This is a genomic window from Pedococcus aerophilus, assembly GCF_039532215.1.
GTDB lineage: Bacteria > Actinomycetota > Actinomycetes > Actinomycetales > Dermatophilaceae > Pedococcus > Pedococcus aerophilus.
This window is the reverse complement of sequence record NZ_BAAARN010000001.1, coordinates 1,777,179-1,791,127: the sequence shown is the minus strand read 5'-3', so window position 1 is coordinate 1,791,127 and position 13,949 is coordinate 1,777,179. Positions and strand designations below refer to the sequence as shown.

The window sequence follows — 13,949 nt, the reverse complement described above, 5'->3', positions numbered from 1 at the left end:
TCCTCAGGGCTGAATGTTGCCGACGGCTGAACGCCCATGGCGTTGCATGTGCGTGGTCAGACGCTCGACCCGGGCCGGGCAGTGGGGGCACTGAGCCATGGTCCGGGTCTGCTCCCAGGCGTCGACCGTGCCTGGCCACCACCACTTCGTCTGCCCGTCGACGCCGTCCGCCGGCGGGAACGTCCCCCGAGCCAGCTTCTGGAAGATGTTGTCGGGCGACCAGCCGAACCTGGCCGTGATGGCCCCAGACGTGAGCCGGGGCGGCAACTGCGCCCACAGCCGCGCACCCGCGTTGGGGCCGAGGTTGAACTTGGTGGCGATCGAGGCCCGGTCGGCCCCGTCCGCCCACTGCTTCTCGATGGCACGCTGGACCACGGCAGGCCGTTCACTACCGCTGGGCCACCCGGTGGTCACGAGGCGGTGACCAGCGCGTCCAGTCCGTAGCGGCGCCAGGTCGTGGGTGTACCGCAGCGCCAGCATGAGGGCGCGCCGGTCCAGCTCAGTTCCGCGCAGCCGACTTCGAGCTCGCGACCGGATCGTGGTCGCCGGGAACGAGGACAGGCGCATCGCCATGACACGAACGTCGCTGTTGGTGAGCAGATCGCTTCCGACCAGCATGCGACGCACCCACGCACCGACGCCCTGCGGGTCCCACCTGCCGTCATCACACGGCACCTCGGCGGCCTCAAGCTCCTCCTGCATGACGTGAGCCCATGTCGTCCCGAGACCGAGACGGTGCAGGACGTGCTCAGTCGTCGGCATGAGCTGAGTGACCCGTCGACCTTGTTGCCCGGCCAAAGGCCGCGTCACCGGACTGCGCGGCGGGCGCAGCGTCCGCGAAGCTGGCCGTCGGTGCCAGTTCCAGCCTCACCTCGTGCCATCCCTGTTCCGTCACTCAGACCCCCTGAACACGTCCCCGCTGCCCTGCGCACCGTACCCCCGCGGGCCCCATGACGAGCCGATTCGTCCCCGTGGCGGCGGGCGCCAGGTCCTGAGCAGTGGCCTGTCTTCGTGACCTGCCGCCAGTGGCGAACGGCCCATGCTCGAGCCGACGGCCGGACTTGCCACCCGGGGCCCGGGCCCCGATGTCGCGCGTCGCCGTTCGCGCGGCACTGCACGAACGGCGACGCGCGGCAGCCGCCATCGAGCGGTCATCGGCAGGGAGGGCTACGGCCGAAAACGGCGGAAGTCCCCGCAGACGCGGGCATTGTCGTCCAAGATGGCCGAGTTGGAGATGGTGCAGCGGTCGAAGAGGTCGCTCGGGGGCTTCAGCGTCAGGGGAAAGATGAACGACGACATCGTGCTGTCTGGGGCTTCGTATCGTGACGAGGACGCGGGCGCTACGACATTCACGCTGACGCCCGAAGAGGTGGAAGCTGCGTTCGGCGTGCCGTCCGCCAAGCCGTTGGGTGCTGGGGCGTTCGGGGAGACATGGCGGCTGGACTACGCCGACGGCACCCACCGAGCCGGCAAGGTCATCCTGTCGCCGACGTACCCCACGGAGCGTCTGGCGCGGGAGGTCGAAGGCTTGCGACGGGTGAGCAACCCGCACGTCGTCGCCCTGCACGATGCCCGGACGGTCAGCCTGCCCCGTGGGGACCGTGCGGCCCTGGTGTTCGAGTACATCGCTGGCGGCGACGTTGACGCGAACCTGCCCGCCGGGGCCCGCGTGGGCGCCAGGGACGTGGCCGGGTTCGCTCGCGGCGTACTGGTCGGCCTCGAGGCGTTGCACGCCGTCGACACCGTTCACCGTGACGTGAAGCCAGCGAACATCGCCGTCCGAGACGGCGACTGGAACCGACCCGTGCTGCTCGACCTGGGCTTGGCGCGGGTGCTGGACCGGGCCTCCATCACCGCGTACCCGGCCCTGATGGGCACCGCGTGGTTCATGGCCCCCGAACAGCTGCGGCAGGAACGAGCTCGCAAGGCGGCCGACGTGTTCGCGGTCGGCGTCGTCGCGCACCTGATGCTCACCGGGAAGCACCCGTTCTTCGACGGCGCCCAGAACCTGTCGCTGACCGAGGCGGTCCGACTGATTGAGGCAGGTCCCGCACCACTGCCCGCGACGGTCCCTGCCGCGCTGGGAGACATCGTGCGCCGCCTGGTCCACCCAGATCCGGCGGACCGGGGAAGCGCCCGCAGGGGCGCCAAGGACCTGACCGACGTCGTCGCGGCCATCACCTAGGCCACTCGACCCGCGAGCGTGGCACCACGCCACCCAGCCGCAGGAACGCGAACCGGAGCACACAGACCACCTGGGGGAAGACCATGAGCGAGAACACCGGCATCGACCCGTACGACGGCGCCGACCCCGACCTGGACGAGGACACCCTCGACCGGGAGGACGACGTCGACACCGACGCCATGCGCGAGTCGTCTCAGGCGGGCGACGTCGTCGACGCGAGCGAGGAGACGGAAATCGCCGCGGGCGACACCGCGACGTCGGACGACCAGGGCGGCGCCGCCCCGCGCCGCCGCCTGACCCGACTGTCAGCCGGGCCGCCGTCGTCCCTGCGGGACATGCTCGAAGGGCACGTCCCGTCGTTCCTGGTCCACCGCAGCCACTTCAACGCCGAGATGCTGCCCGAGCTGCTCACCGTGGCACGCAGGCAGGTCGCCGGTCGGGCCGGCGTCGGCGCCGTCATCCGCCTGTCGAAGATGCGCCCGGTCAAGGCTCGGGCGTACCTGGACCTGTGCGCCTCGGCCACGATGAAGGTCGCAGACCCGGAGATCTACGCCCTCGACGGCTCAGGCGCCCCGGACACGTACAGCCCGGCCACGACCGCTCACCACGCCTGGGCGTCCAGCGTGCCCGCCGCACCAGACCCCGCGTGGATACGGCAGGTGCTGGACGCACAGGCAGACGCAGGCGCGAACGTGTTCTTGTCCGCGACCGGGTGGGTGTCGGACACCAACGGCCGCACCGCGCTGGCGGAGGCGATGGACTGGGTCCGGGCCACCCGAGCGCAGCTCGCGGACGAAGACATGTTCGTCAACCTGACGTTGCCCTCGACGTGGCTGACGACCAAGAACCTTCGTGACGCGCTCAAGGAGGAGCTCGTCGAGAGCAACGAGCCCCTGTGGTGGCTGCGGTTCTACTGGCCCATCGTCGACCCCCGGTACGGGCAGCTGCACACACCGGCCATCCTGGCCGGGTACCGCGACCTCGCGAGCACCGCCGCCATCGAGGACAAGGTGCTCATCCTGCCCAACTCCGGCCTGACCGGGTGGGCCGCCACGGCATGGGGCGCGCAGGGGTTCTCCACCGGGATGAGCTGGAGCGAGCAGATGTACGGGGCGCAGCGTCGCGGCGGCGCCGTGAAAGGCCGACCCAAGCCGCCAAGAGTCGAACGGTTCTTCGACCGGACCATTCTGCACAGCATCCCGCACGCCGAACATCTCGCCCTGCGCGGCCAACCTAACCACCTGACCTGCGGGTGCCGCTTCTGCCGGCGGCTGGCCGCCACGATCGCCAACGGCACGTACCACCAGCCGACCGCGGACCTGCACTACCTGCTGGAGTGCGCGCAACTCACCGCCCTGCTCGGCGGTCGACGCCCCGGGCACACCGCTCTACGAGAGGTGCGCGACGCGCAGACCTTCATCAAGGCCCTCCCGACCGCGCTCACCGGCAACCTTCGCCCGCAGCACCTTGACCAGTGGGAGACCCTGCTGCCCTGACCCGTCGCCCGACTGGCCAGCCGGCCCGCTGCTTCGGCCGCACAGGTGCCAGCTCGCGCTGCGCAGCCGGTCAGCTCTGCCCTGCGCCAGTCGACAGGTCACGCCCGAAGACCAGCTGCGTCGGGCCGTGCCTGCGACCAGCCAACTCCAACTCCCAGACCCGCTCACCCAACAGCACCTTCGCCGCAAGCTTCGGAGCCCGGTGCCCACGCGGCAACCCCGGTCGCCCCGCCATCGGCGAAGACACGACAGCGACCTGGCAGGCGCCGAACGCCGGCTCTGCCTCGACCGTCGCCAGTCCCACACCCAACGAGGCGAGGTGCTTGGCGTTCCCGACGGCCCGCCCCGCACGCGCTGCGTCCAGCGCAACGAAGACCCGGTCGGCAGCCGGAAGCATGCGGTGAGCCTGCGAAACCGCCTGGGCCCAGGCTGAGCGCTTCGCCTCCACCGCGACGGCCCACGACACCACCGGACGCACCGGGTGCAGCAGCACAACGTCCTTGCCTCCAACACGCTCCACCCACCCCGCATCCGACAGGGAGGGCAGGACCGTTCGCCGCAAGTGTCCCGCGCTCAACCCGGCGGCGACAGCAAGGTCGTCGACACCGGTGGCGCCGGCGCCCAGACCCACCAACGTCCTGACCGCGGACACATCCGTCACCGGACCCAGTCCGGCGACCTGGCGCGCCTCCATAACCGCGGCATCGAACGTCACGACGACCATGTCCGGCACCCCGGCGGCCAACGGCACCTCGAAGAACACCTGCGGGTCGCCAGACAACCCCGAACACAGCGCCGCCGCAGCCTCCGCCAACGGCGCCAGCATGTGCGCCTCCCGAGCGAACACGGCACGACCACCCGAGCGCCCCCTGGCACCCGCGCCCGCCCCGCGCGGCCGCAGCTCCGTCATCACCGACACCCCCGAAGGCTACTTCCCATCAACCGAACCGTCGCAGCAACCGCCGCAAGACCAACCACCGTGCCGACCCAACACGCCCCTGCAGCCACCCCCGACCGCCGCACATGCCACTTCAGGACCGCTCCACGAGCAACCGCGCCGCGACAGTGCCACCGCAGCCCAGCTCCGTCCGAACCCGGTGCGCTGACGCACCCGACGCCACCCGGTCGTCCAGGTACGCCGCCAGGTCGGCGAACCCGAGCGCCACCGCCCGCGCCTCCCACCGGGCCCGAGCCGCGGCCACCCGGGCCTCCCGATGCGCCCGCAACGCCGGCGACGCCCCCTCGGCCGACGCCGGCACCCGACCCTGCGCCCGACGGCCACCCACTGGCTGAGCGCCCGCACCCAAGACGTACAAGGCCCCCGAGCGTGCCATCTCCTGGCCCACCGCCAGCCCGGCACGGACCCCTTCGTTCCCCGCCCATCGGCGCCGACCCTCCGCCGCCCGCGCCGCAGCCAACGTCGGCGCCAGCAGCGACGTCTTCCGGTTCAACCCGAACCGCTCCCGGTACCCAGCTAGATCCAGACCATGCCTGCCCGCGTGCGCCCTCGAGATCGCCTCCAACGCCTCGCCACAGCCGTGGCAGACCACCCTGGAGCCGGACGCCACGACGAGCATCGACCCGACCGGCGCGAACAACCAGGCGCCGTCAGGGTGCCGGCCCACCGGGATGTGCGGCTCGGTCAGACCCCTCGAAGCGCCCCGTCCACCCAACCCGTGCACCCCCTTGTGTTCGAACATGTGTTCGAACTATGGTGCACCCCTGGGAACGAGACACGCAACAGTCGGACGGTGACCCGTGAAGACCACTACACGCCACCCGCAGGTGCGCTCGACCATGCTCCAGGGGGGGCCCCTCGTCCGGCCTGGGGCGCCTCTAGCGGGAGGGTGGCGTCCGACCTTCTCGCTGTGCGAGCTTGTCCTGGCGGCGCGTCAGGGAGTCGCGGTAGTCGCTGACCTCCATCTGCTCGGGCGACGGGATGAGGTACTGCAGCAGCAGCAACGTGCGGGCGCTGGGCAGAGCCGCGCCGGAGCGCAGGTTCCGCAGCGCGCCCAGGCTCACCCCGAGCCGCTGCGCCACGTCTTGGTTGCTCTTGCCCGACCGGCCGATGTAGGTGACGTAGGCGAGTGCGAGCTGGCGCAGCTCCTCCATCGCCCCGACGTGCGCGTGCAGCTGCTCAGTCGTCAGGCCTCGCCCCCGCAGCTCGGCCGGGATGTGAAGGGGGCTGGTCGGCCATGCGTTCGGGTCGCGGGCGAAGTCGCGCGGCTTGAGCCCGTCCAGAGCGGTTCCCCGCTCCGGGACTCCCGCCTGCGTGCTCACGGGGGTGACCCTGCCAGCAGAAGAGTTAATCCCTGTAGTTCCAACGGCGTTCAGCGTCGTTGCAACGACAGACACAGCCGTCGGGACGGCAGAAACATGTATCGCGACCTGTGGATTTCGACCCTCCCGGCACAGGTGCGGCCATGCCAACCCAAACCACACCCCGCCACACGCCTGCGGCGTTCCGCGACGAACTCGGTCGAGACTTCCCCACGTCCCTTCGAGCCAACCCCGGTCTCGCGATGAGCCACTCGATGCGCCTTCAGCGGGCCAGCACCTACGCCCAGGCCGACCAGATCCGCCCGACGACGCAGGCGGCACAGGCTGCCCACCTTCCCGGACGGGTCGCGATCACCCGGCACGCGACCAGCGCGTCCCGCACGAGCAGCGGACCGGACCTGAACGCGCGGCCCTCCACCCGGGACCTGGCGGCCATCCTGCTGGCCGAGGAGCTCGCCCACGACATCCTCAGCTCGGGCTTTCCGGCCAGCCTGGACGAGCAGGCGCGCACCCTGACCCACTACCTGCAGGCCCTGACGCCGCGTCACGCCGGCACCGGACTGGACCGGCGCGGGCCCATGTTCGCCGAGGCCGCAGCCCGTCACCTGCTGACGTGGGAGCACCCCAGCCACCTGGAGTTCACGCCCCGCAACCACCTGCGCAAGTGGTACGCCGAGCTGTGCGGAGAGCTCGACGACGCCGGCTCCGGCCCGGCTGCCGCGTTCGCCGGTCGCGCTGGCTTCGCCGTGAGCTTCGTCCGCCGACCCCGCGTCGTCTGGACCCACCCGGACGGACCGGGGCGGGGCCTTCTGCTCGACCGGGTCTACACGGCCTCCCGGGCCGGCGTCATCGAACGCGACCGCTGGGTAGCCGGCAAGGTCGCCTCCGACCTGCGCGACATGGCCGACTACCTGGCCCCGCTGGACGACCTTGACGGGCCCGGCGCCGCCCGCCGCGCCATCCTCGGGGTGCGCGTCATCTCCCACCGGGCACCCAACGCCGGTGTCCACTTCGTGCCCGCCTTCACCACCGTCACCGACGCCGATGGGCGCGATCGCGACCTGCCACTCATCGGCAGCCACCACCGCGTCGGAGGCTGCCAGTGGTGCGCACCAGCTGCCCGTCTCCCGCTGGCAACCCCGACCTCGACGCGCATCTGCGTCAGCGACCTGGTCGTCAACGTCGTCGACAACAACCTCGACATCGACATCGTCAAGGACGTCGACAAGGTGCCCGGGGAGGACCTCGACAAGGCGCGCAACAAGAACGCGGACGAGAACTCCGAGAGCGACGTCGACGAGTCGAAGCGCAGCAACACGAACAAGAACATGACCACGAAGAAGAACAGCACCATGAAGACCAAGAAGAAGAAGCCCATGAGGTTGGGCATCGACAACGTCGGCGTCACGCTCGTCAAGGACCAGCGCGCCCACCTCGAGCACCTCGACCACCTCGACCACCTCGACCAGGGCTTGGTGAGCGGGGCTGGCGACGAGTCGGTGTCCGCATGAGCGGCAACGCCGGCGCGCGCATCTTCGCCCTCGCCGCCGCACGCGAAGGACGCAGCGCCGAAACCGCGCCGCGCCGCTCCGACGGGCACCGCCTCGGCAACCACGGCAACCGCGCACACACCCTGACCCGGACCAAGACCATCACCGACCTCAAGGACGTCCTGGCCATCACCGGCAAAGTCACCTCCGCCGACAAGGCCGCCGTCGCACGCGCCGCCGGCGTCACCGCCCGGACCGTGAACCGCTGGTGGGCCGCGGAGCTCAACCGGCAGGTCCAGGCCGCGCACCGGCACGCCGCCACCACCACTGCGCCCATCGTCCTGCCGCGGCACCTGTACCGGTACGCGGAGCCGAACAAGGTCCAGCTCACCCCCGACGAGATCGCGTTCGTCGCCCGCCACACCACCATCCGCGCAGCGCTCGATAAGTTCCGCGCCGACCCGACCCACCGCCTGTCCAACTACGGCCTGTCCACCCTGTACACCGCGTACGCCAACGTGGCCGCACCCGTACGGGCCGGCGCCCGGTACGGAGCCAGCGCCGGTCGCAAGATCGAGGCGACGTTCCCCCTGACCGGCCGTGACGGCGTCAACGAGTCCTGGTCCATCGACGAGTACGACCTCAAGGTCACCGCCGACCACTACGGGCTCCAGGTCGAGCCGAAGGTCCTCATCGTGCGAGACCGCTGCTCCGGGCTGCCCCTGTCCTACGTGGTCTTGCCCCGCGCAGCGACCGGCACCGACACCGGCGTCGTCCTCGCAGCAGCCGCCATTGGGTACACCGTCACCCACCCCGACGACCCCGGACGCGAGGTCCGCGTCACCGGCGTCGCCCGCCACCTGACGTCCGACCAAGGCGGGTCATTCCTCGGTGAGACCGGGGCGGCAGCCGCCCGCCGCCTCGGCATCGGCCTGACCCCCGTGCCCTCCCACCAGCCGCAAGCTAACGGTGACCACGAGGTCATGCACCAGTCCCTGCTGCGGCACCTCGCCGACGGGCCCGGCTCCCGCCGCGGCTGGACCGACCGCGCAGGCAACCGCCTCCACCACGGTGTCCTGCCCTACGACACCGTCCTGGCGGAGGTCGAAACCTGGTTCCTCACCCACATCAACACCCCCTACACATCCGGGCCGCGACGAGGCCGCACCCGCCTGCAGGAGTACGCCGACCACCTCGAGGCCGGCACCGTCTTCCGCGGGCACGACCTGTCCGCCGCCGACGAAGGAGACGTCGCCCCCGAAGTTGGCACCCGCAAGTACGACCCCACCCGCGGCATCGCCTGGCAAAACCGGTACTGGCTCTCACCGCAGCTCGCATCAGCGGCCAACCCCGGGCAGACCGTCCACCTGCGCCAGCTCCTCAACCCCGACGTCCTTTACGCCTATGACGCCCAGGGGCGGTTCCTCGGACTCCTCACCCCCCGCGACGACGCCGACCTCGCCGACATCGAAGCCGTCCACCGGGACCGCGTCGCCCGCGAACGGTTCGTCAAGGACCGCGTCGCCCACCCGCGCGCGCAAGCCGCGCAGGTTGACGCCGCCCGCGCGCAGGCCGAGGTCGCCGAACGTCTCGCCGACGCGGCCGCCCAGGAAGACCCGTGGACCCCCGCCAGCGCCCGCCTCGCCGTCGGGAACGTCAGCGTGGACCTGACCACCGGCGAAGTCCTACCCGCCGACGTCTCGAACCTTGACGACGAGGACGCCGTCGCGAACACGCTCGCCGACATGTTCAACCCACGCCCGGTGCGCGACGTCGGCGGTGACCACGATGCTCCCTGACCGGCACCCGCACGCGTGGAACGTCGAACACGCGCAAGAACACCTGCCCGTCGACTTCACCAGCCGACACATCCCCACCGGCGGGCGCCTGGTCATCACCGCCCAGATGCGCCAAGTCGCCGCAGGCATGCCGTCCGCCCTGGACCGTGGCGCCGTCACCGCCATCTCCGGCCCCTACGGGTCCGGCAAGTCCACCCTGCTGAACGCGGTCGCCGCCGTGTCCGACGTCAACACGGCCATTGCCACCCTCCCGCGACGCGCCACCGAACGAGCGCAGTGGGAGGAAATCGCCACCGCCGTCACCGGAGCCCGCCCCACCGGCACAGCCCGCGCCCTGCAGAACATCACCCGCGACTACCTCGCCGCCGTCCCCACCCTCCTGGTCGTCGACGAAGCCCAGTTCCTCGGCGACCCCGAACTGCTGTCCCTGCGATGGCTCTGGACCCAGCCGTACCCCCGCTTCGCCATCGTGTTCGCCGGCACCGACCTGTTCACCCACCTGGACAAGGTCCCGTCCGTCGCCACCCGCATCGACCGACGAATCGCACTGCACCACCACACCTGGGACAAGATGCGCCAGCTCCTGGCCCAACACCACCCCGGCACATCCACCCACACCGACCCGGACCTTCTCGCCTCCATCGACCGCGAGTACGCCCACGGGTCCTGGCGCGCCTGGTCCAAGCTCCTCCTCGCCCTGGCCAACGACTTCGGCCGAACCGGTCCCATCACCCGCGACGACGCCCGCGCCGCGATCGCCACCATCACGGGCACCACCCCACAGCTGACCACCGCCGCACCCGCAACAAGCAGGGCCGCCCGACGCCGATGACACAGCCCGCCACGCCCCGCGGCGCGCACCCACTCGCACCCGGACCCATCACCGCCCTCGTCGACCCCAGGCACATGCGCACCCTCGTCCGGACCCTGCGCACCACCATCGGCCGACACGACGACGCAGCATGGGTACACCCCGCACCCTTCGGCGAACGCGAACCCATCCCCACCCTCAGCAACGACCTCCTCGACGCCACCGGCGTCGTCGGCCTCCGCCCACCACGAACCACTGGAGACAGCCACCTCCTACGACCCCTGACCCACCTGATCCACGGACCCGTGCGCCACATCGTCATCGACGACGCCTCCACCCTGCCCACCACCGCCCTGACCGAACTCCACGAACTGGCCGTCCTCGCCGCCGCCCAGCTGTGGCTCCTCATCGACGTCGCCGACCGACCCAGCAGCCGCGGCACCGGTCTGACCCGCGACGCCCACGCAGCCGACGTACTCGACTGGGCCACCAGCACCGCACACCTCACCCACCCCGACGACCTCGCCCGATGGTGGGCCACCCGCACCCCGGCAAACCCCACCTGCCCACCATCACCACCCCGCTGGTGGCACACCCCACTCACCGAGGCAGCGCCACTCCCGACAGCCTGCGACGACCACACCGAGGCAGGTCGCGTCGCCTGCCTCCTCGCCAAGCTCCGCCGCGCCCTCACCACCGGCGACGCCACACCAACCGCCGCCCGCGCCCGCCTCACCGACTACACCAACCACCCCGACACCACCGTCACCGACCGCTGGCACCTCACCGCCGCCGGCCGAGACCTCTACACCCCAGGCCTCGACGCCCTCCGCCGAACCCACCCCGACGCCGAAGACACCACCCTCGCCGACATCCCCCACGACGGCAGCCACATCACCCTCCGCGGACACGACATCCCAGTCCACCAAGACCACCAACCAGCCCTCGCACGCCTACGCACCAGCCGCCACCTCGCCGGCTGCCTACCCCACGAACCCGTCGCCGGCCTCTTCGACGAACTCCCCGGATACCCCGACACCCACCCACCCGGGCCCCGACCCCGACCCCTCGGGCCGCTGCCCCAACTGCACCCCCCGGCACCCTCCTGAGCGCCCCCGCCTTTCCAGCCCGGTTGCGACGAGCCAAGGTGCGCGGACAGATAAGTGATACACTTTCATTACAAGGAGGGGTCATGAGTGCCGTCGTTGAACTAGTCCGAGAGCGCGTCCACAGCACACCAGTGGGCGAGTTCGTCCACATGCGCGACCTTGTTGCCGAGCTCGGCCACGAGGGCGCAGTCAACGCTGCTATGCACCGCACCCACCGCGACGAGGACCTCGTCCTGGTCCGGCGCGGGCTCTACTACAAGGGCAAGCGGACCAAGTTCGGCACGACCCGACCCGACCCGTACCGCGTCGCCCGGGAAGTGGCGAAGGTTGCCGGCTACGACAGTGGCGTCGGACCGTCCGGGTACAGCGCAGCACGCGCGCTCGGCCTAACCACCCAGGTCCCCACGACCACCGAGGTCAGCGTCCCCGGACGAGCTCCCAAGGACTTCGCCGGCGTGCACTTCACCAGCCGCTCAGGCGTCGCCCGCCGCGGCCTGAGCGACCTCGAGGTCGCCGTCCTGGAAGTCCTCCGTGAGTGGCCGCGGTTCGCAGAGGACACCTGGACCGGTCTGGTCGACCGAGTCCGCGAGCTCGTCACCAACGGCGAACTCGACCTCGACGCCGTCCGCACCGTCGCGCGCCGAGAGCGGCACACCGCAGCCCGCAAGCTCGCCAACCGTCTCGCACACGACATCACCACCGCAGCGAATCCAGTCCGCGCCTGATGGCAGACCAGCTACGCGCCGACATCGACGGCCTGGGCGTCCTGTGCGCCCAGGCCGCCGACTGGTACGCAACGCAGGGCCTGCGCATCAGCGCGAACATCATCGAGAAGGACTTCTGGGTCACCGAAGCACTCCGGATCCTGGCGAGGGGCCACAAGCAGGCAGCCCCGTCACAGAACACGTACCCGGTCAACGTCCGCGCCGTGTTCAAGGGCGGCACCAGCCTCAGCAAGGCGTACGGCCTCATCGATCGGTTCAGTGAAGACATCGACGTCTACCTCGACATCTCCAAACAGCCGGACAGCACGACCCCCGGAGCCGAGAAGGCCGGCAAGAACTACACGGCGCCCGAGTTCAAGCTGGGGAACTCCCGCGTCGACACCCTGATGAAGCAGGTCGCCGCAGGTGTCGCCACCGAGCTCGGCATCAGCCAGGAGTCCTGGGGGACCTCGCGAACAGGCACCAAACGAGGCTTCCGCCTCACCTACCCCCGGCCCGAAGCTGCAGCCCCACTCGCCGGCCAGATGAAGGACGGCGTCATCCTCGAGCTGGTCCGCATGGGCACCCCAGACCCCAACGCCAGCCATCAGCTGCGCTCCATGCTGAGCCACTGGGCAGCCATGACAGGCCAGCTCGCACTCGGGGACTACGAGGAACTACAACCGTTCTCCATCGACGTCCTCGCCGCCGAACGCACCCTCGTCGACAAGCTGTGCATCCTCCATGACCTCGGCACCGCCATGAGCGCAGACCCCACCATGGGCACGGGCTACCACGCGCGCCACTACTACGACGTCCACCAGCTGCTCAGCTCTCCAGCCGTCATCCAGTCCCTCACCGCCCAGCAAGACCTGGTGAGCAGGTACGCGAAGACCGCCGCAGCCGAGAGCGCCGCGGTCCGGCGCCCCACCGACAACATGCGCCCGGAGACTGGCTTCGCGGACTCGCCCGCCTTCGGCAACAAGGTCGTCAAGCGGGCTCAGAGCGAGTACGCACGCGAGATGCGCAACCTCGGCTTCGGCGACTACCCCGACCTGCGTGCCGTCGCGGCCCTCGTGCGCCAGCACGCGAACCTGCTCTAACTGGGTGTGTCCCCATCGCCGTGGGGGAGTCGGTTGTCACCGGGCCCGTCGTGGCACAGACGCGCTCGCAGCCTGACCGCACTCGCGAACCGCGCGGAACGCGGCAAATCCGGACGCTTCTTCAGGGACTGTGCGTTGCGGTCGCCCACTTAATCACCCGAGTGCGGGCCTCAGGGGGCTTCACGCTGAGCAACTCACGCAGGTCAGTACCGTCCTGCAGCATCGCCCGAGCGATCCGTTCCCCGGCCCAGTAGCCGGCACGAGCGGGGATGCCGTGGCCCGGTCGATTCCGGAACAGCGGTGCCACCGCTCCGTCGTCGTCAGGGGTGTCGGCGTGCCGCAGCAGCAGCGAAGCGATGGCGGCGGCGCTGGCGTCACAGTTGTTCAGCCATTCCTGGTGGTCGTCGTCCATCCACAGGTACGCGCTGTCCGTGTGCCCCGGCCGCAACACCCGAGAGGTTGCGGTCGCTGCCCCTTCGACCATGACGGCCAGCGAGGACGCGTACGTGCGGGCACCGGTTGCTGGAGACAGCTGCGCCTGGACCACGTGACTGAGTTCGTGGACGACAAGCAGGTCGTCAAAAGATGGCGTGCCGAGGTACTCGAGTGCGAGAAAGAGCGAACGCTGGCCCTTGTGCTCCGCGACCCAGCCGTTGGAGGTGTGAGCACCCACGAGCAGGACCACGGACAGCTCCTCCTGGAGTAGTCCGGCCTCTCGGAAGTCGTTCTCCGCCTGAGCCACGAGGTGGCGCGCGCGGCCCTCAGCCGCCAGGATCTGATCAATCAGTCCATGCGCCTGGGACGCGGCGTCTCCTCGTTTGGCAGGGCTGCCCCACGCGCTGTAGTACACCTCGAAGACTGATGGAAACGTCGCCTCGTAGTTCGTGACCCACGCAGCGGCCCGGTCGTCGGCGTTGGGCAGCTCCGCCATTTCCCGCCACGCCTCGACCGTAGAGATGATCTCCATCAGGT

General features: G+C 70.3%; 13 protein-coding genes. 8 read left to right on the top strand and 5 right to left on the bottom strand.

Annotated elements, in window-relative coordinates:
• Positions 1-3 precede the first annotated feature (3 nt).
• Entirely contained in the window at positions 4-702 is a 699-nt protein-coding gene (locus ABD286_RS08475) for a hypothetical protein (protein ID WP_344192141.1), read from the bottom strand.
• A gap of 337 nt (positions 703-1,039) precedes the next feature.
• Between ABD286_RS08475 and ABD286_RS08470 the strand changes: the two genes are divergently transcribed.
• Positions 1,040-2,185, top strand: coding sequence for a serine/threonine-protein kinase (locus tag ABD286_RS08470; RefSeq protein WP_344192138.1), 1,146 nt, complete (start codon positions 1,040-1,042; stop codon positions 2,183-2,185).
• Between the two features lie 83 nt (positions 2,186-2,268).
• A complete protein-coding gene (locus ABD286_RS08465) occupies positions 2,269-3,681 on the top strand; it encodes a hypothetical protein (RefSeq protein WP_344192136.1) in 1,413 nt (470 codons plus the stop codon).
• A 70-nt stretch (positions 3,682-3,751) separates the two neighbouring features.
• Here the strand turns inward: ABD286_RS08465 and ABD286_RS08460 are convergent, their stop codons facing one another.
• The 3 genes from ABD286_RS08460 to ABD286_RS08455 form a co-directional block, all read right to left on the bottom strand.
• Entirely contained in the window at positions 3,752-4,600 is an 849-nt protein-coding gene (locus ABD286_RS08460) for a hypothetical protein (RefSeq protein ID WP_344192134.1), read from the bottom strand.
• Positions 4,601-4,712: 112 nt separating this feature from the next.
• A complete protein-coding gene (locus ABD286_RS18900; protein ID WP_425565360.1) occupies positions 4,713-5,258 on the bottom strand; it encodes a MucR family transcriptional regulator in 546 nt (181 codons plus the stop codon).
• Between the two features lie 259 nt (positions 5,259-5,517).
• Positions 5,518-5,961 carry a hypothetical protein gene (locus ABD286_RS08455; RefSeq protein WP_344192132.1) on the bottom strand — a complete coding sequence of 148 codons (444 nt, stop codon included), beginning with the start codon at positions 5,959-5,961 and terminating at the stop codon, positions 5,518-5,520.
• Between the two features lie 254 nt (positions 5,962-6,215).
• Here ABD286_RS08455 and ABD286_RS08450 point away from each other — a divergent pair, with 254 nt between their 5' ends.
• The 6 genes from ABD286_RS08450 (at position 6,216) to ABD286_RS08425 (ending at position 12,977) form a co-directional block, all read left to right on the top strand.
• Positions 6,216-7,472, top strand: coding sequence for a hypothetical protein (locus ABD286_RS08450; RefSeq protein ID WP_344192130.1), 1,257 nt, complete (start codon positions 6,216-6,218; stop codon positions 7,470-7,472).
• The gene (locus ABD286_RS08445) at positions 7,469-9,250 is read left to right on the top strand and encodes a hypothetical protein (RefSeq protein ID WP_344192127.1); all 1,782 of its coding nucleotides are present in this window, start codon (positions 7,469-7,471) and stop codon (positions 9,248-9,250) included. The genes ABD286_RS08450 and ABD286_RS08445 overlap by 4 nt, the downstream gene beginning before the upstream one ends.
• On the top strand, positions 9,240-10,082 hold the full coding sequence (locus ABD286_RS08440; RefSeq protein WP_344193317.1) for an AAA family ATPase: 843 nt from the start codon (positions 9,240-9,242) through the stop codon (positions 10,080-10,082). The genes ABD286_RS08445 and ABD286_RS08440 overlap by 11 nt, the downstream gene beginning before the upstream one ends.
• Positions 10,083-10,156: 74 nt before the next feature.
• Entirely contained in the window at positions 10,157-11,170 is a 1,014-nt protein-coding gene (locus tag ABD286_RS08435) for a hypothetical protein (RefSeq protein WP_344192125.1), read from the top strand.
• Between the two features lie 83 nt (positions 11,171-11,253).
• The gene (locus ABD286_RS08430) at positions 11,254-11,895 is read left to right on the top strand and encodes a DUF6088 family protein (RefSeq protein ID WP_344192123.1); all 642 of its coding nucleotides are present in this window, start codon (positions 11,254-11,256) and stop codon (positions 11,893-11,895) included.
• Positions 11,895-12,977, top strand: coding sequence for a nucleotidyl transferase AbiEii/AbiGii toxin family protein (locus ABD286_RS08425; protein WP_344192121.1), 1,083 nt, complete (start codon positions 11,895-11,897; stop codon positions 12,975-12,977). Before ABD286_RS08430 ends, ABD286_RS08425 begins: the two co-directional genes overlap by 1 nt.
• 121 nt (positions 12,978-13,098) lie before the next feature.
• Here the strand turns inward: ABD286_RS08425 and ABD286_RS08420 are convergent, their stop codons facing one another.
• A complete protein-coding gene (locus ABD286_RS08420; protein ID WP_344192119.1) occupies positions 13,099-13,944 on the bottom strand; it encodes a DUF2268 domain-containing putative Zn-dependent protease in 846 nt (281 codons plus the stop codon).
• Positions 13,945-13,949: the final 5 nt, after the last annotated feature.

Bases quoted from the DNA above. Each gene is read 5' to 3' on its own strand.
- ABD286_RS08475 (WP_344192141.1), bottom strand. From the start codon at position 702: ATGCAGGAGGAGCTTGAGGCCGCCGAGGTGCCGTGTGATGACGGCAGG.
- ABD286_RS08470 (WP_344192138.1), top strand. From the start codon at position 1,040: ATGCTCGAGCCGACGGCCGGACTTGCCACCCGGGGCCCGGGCCCCGAT.
- ABD286_RS08465 (WP_344192136.1), top strand. From the start codon at position 2,269: ATGAGCGAGAACACCGGCATCGACCCGTACGACGGCGCCGACCCCGAC.
- ABD286_RS18900 (WP_425565360.1), bottom strand. From the start codon at position 5,258: ATGCTCGTCGTGGCGTCCGGCTCCAGGGTGGTCTGCCACGGCTGTGGC.
- ABD286_RS08450 (WP_344192130.1), top strand. From the start codon at position 6,216: ATGCGCCTTCAGCGGGCCAGCACCTACGCCCAGGCCGACCAGATCCGC.
- ABD286_RS08445 (WP_344192127.1), top strand. From the start codon at position 7,469: ATGAGCGGCAACGCCGGCGCGCGCATCTTCGCCCTCGCCGCCGCACGC.
- ABD286_RS08440 (WP_344193317.1), top strand. From the start codon at position 9,240: ATGCTCCCTGACCGGCACCCGCACGCGTGGAACGTCGAACACGCGCAA.
- ABD286_RS08435 (WP_344192125.1), top strand. From the start codon at position 10,157: ATGCGCACCCTCGTCCGGACCCTGCGCACCACCATCGGCCGACACGAC.
- ABD286_RS08430 (WP_344192123.1), top strand. From the start codon at position 11,254: ATGAGTGCCGTCGTTGAACTAGTCCGAGAGCGCGTCCACAGCACACCA.
- ABD286_RS08425 (WP_344192121.1), top strand. From the start codon at position 11,895: ATGGCAGACCAGCTACGCGCCGACATCGACGGCCTGGGCGTCCTGTGC.
- ABD286_RS08420 (WP_344192119.1), bottom strand. From the start codon at position 13,944: ATGGAGATCATCTCTACGGTCGAGGCGTGGCGGGAAATGGCGGAGCTG.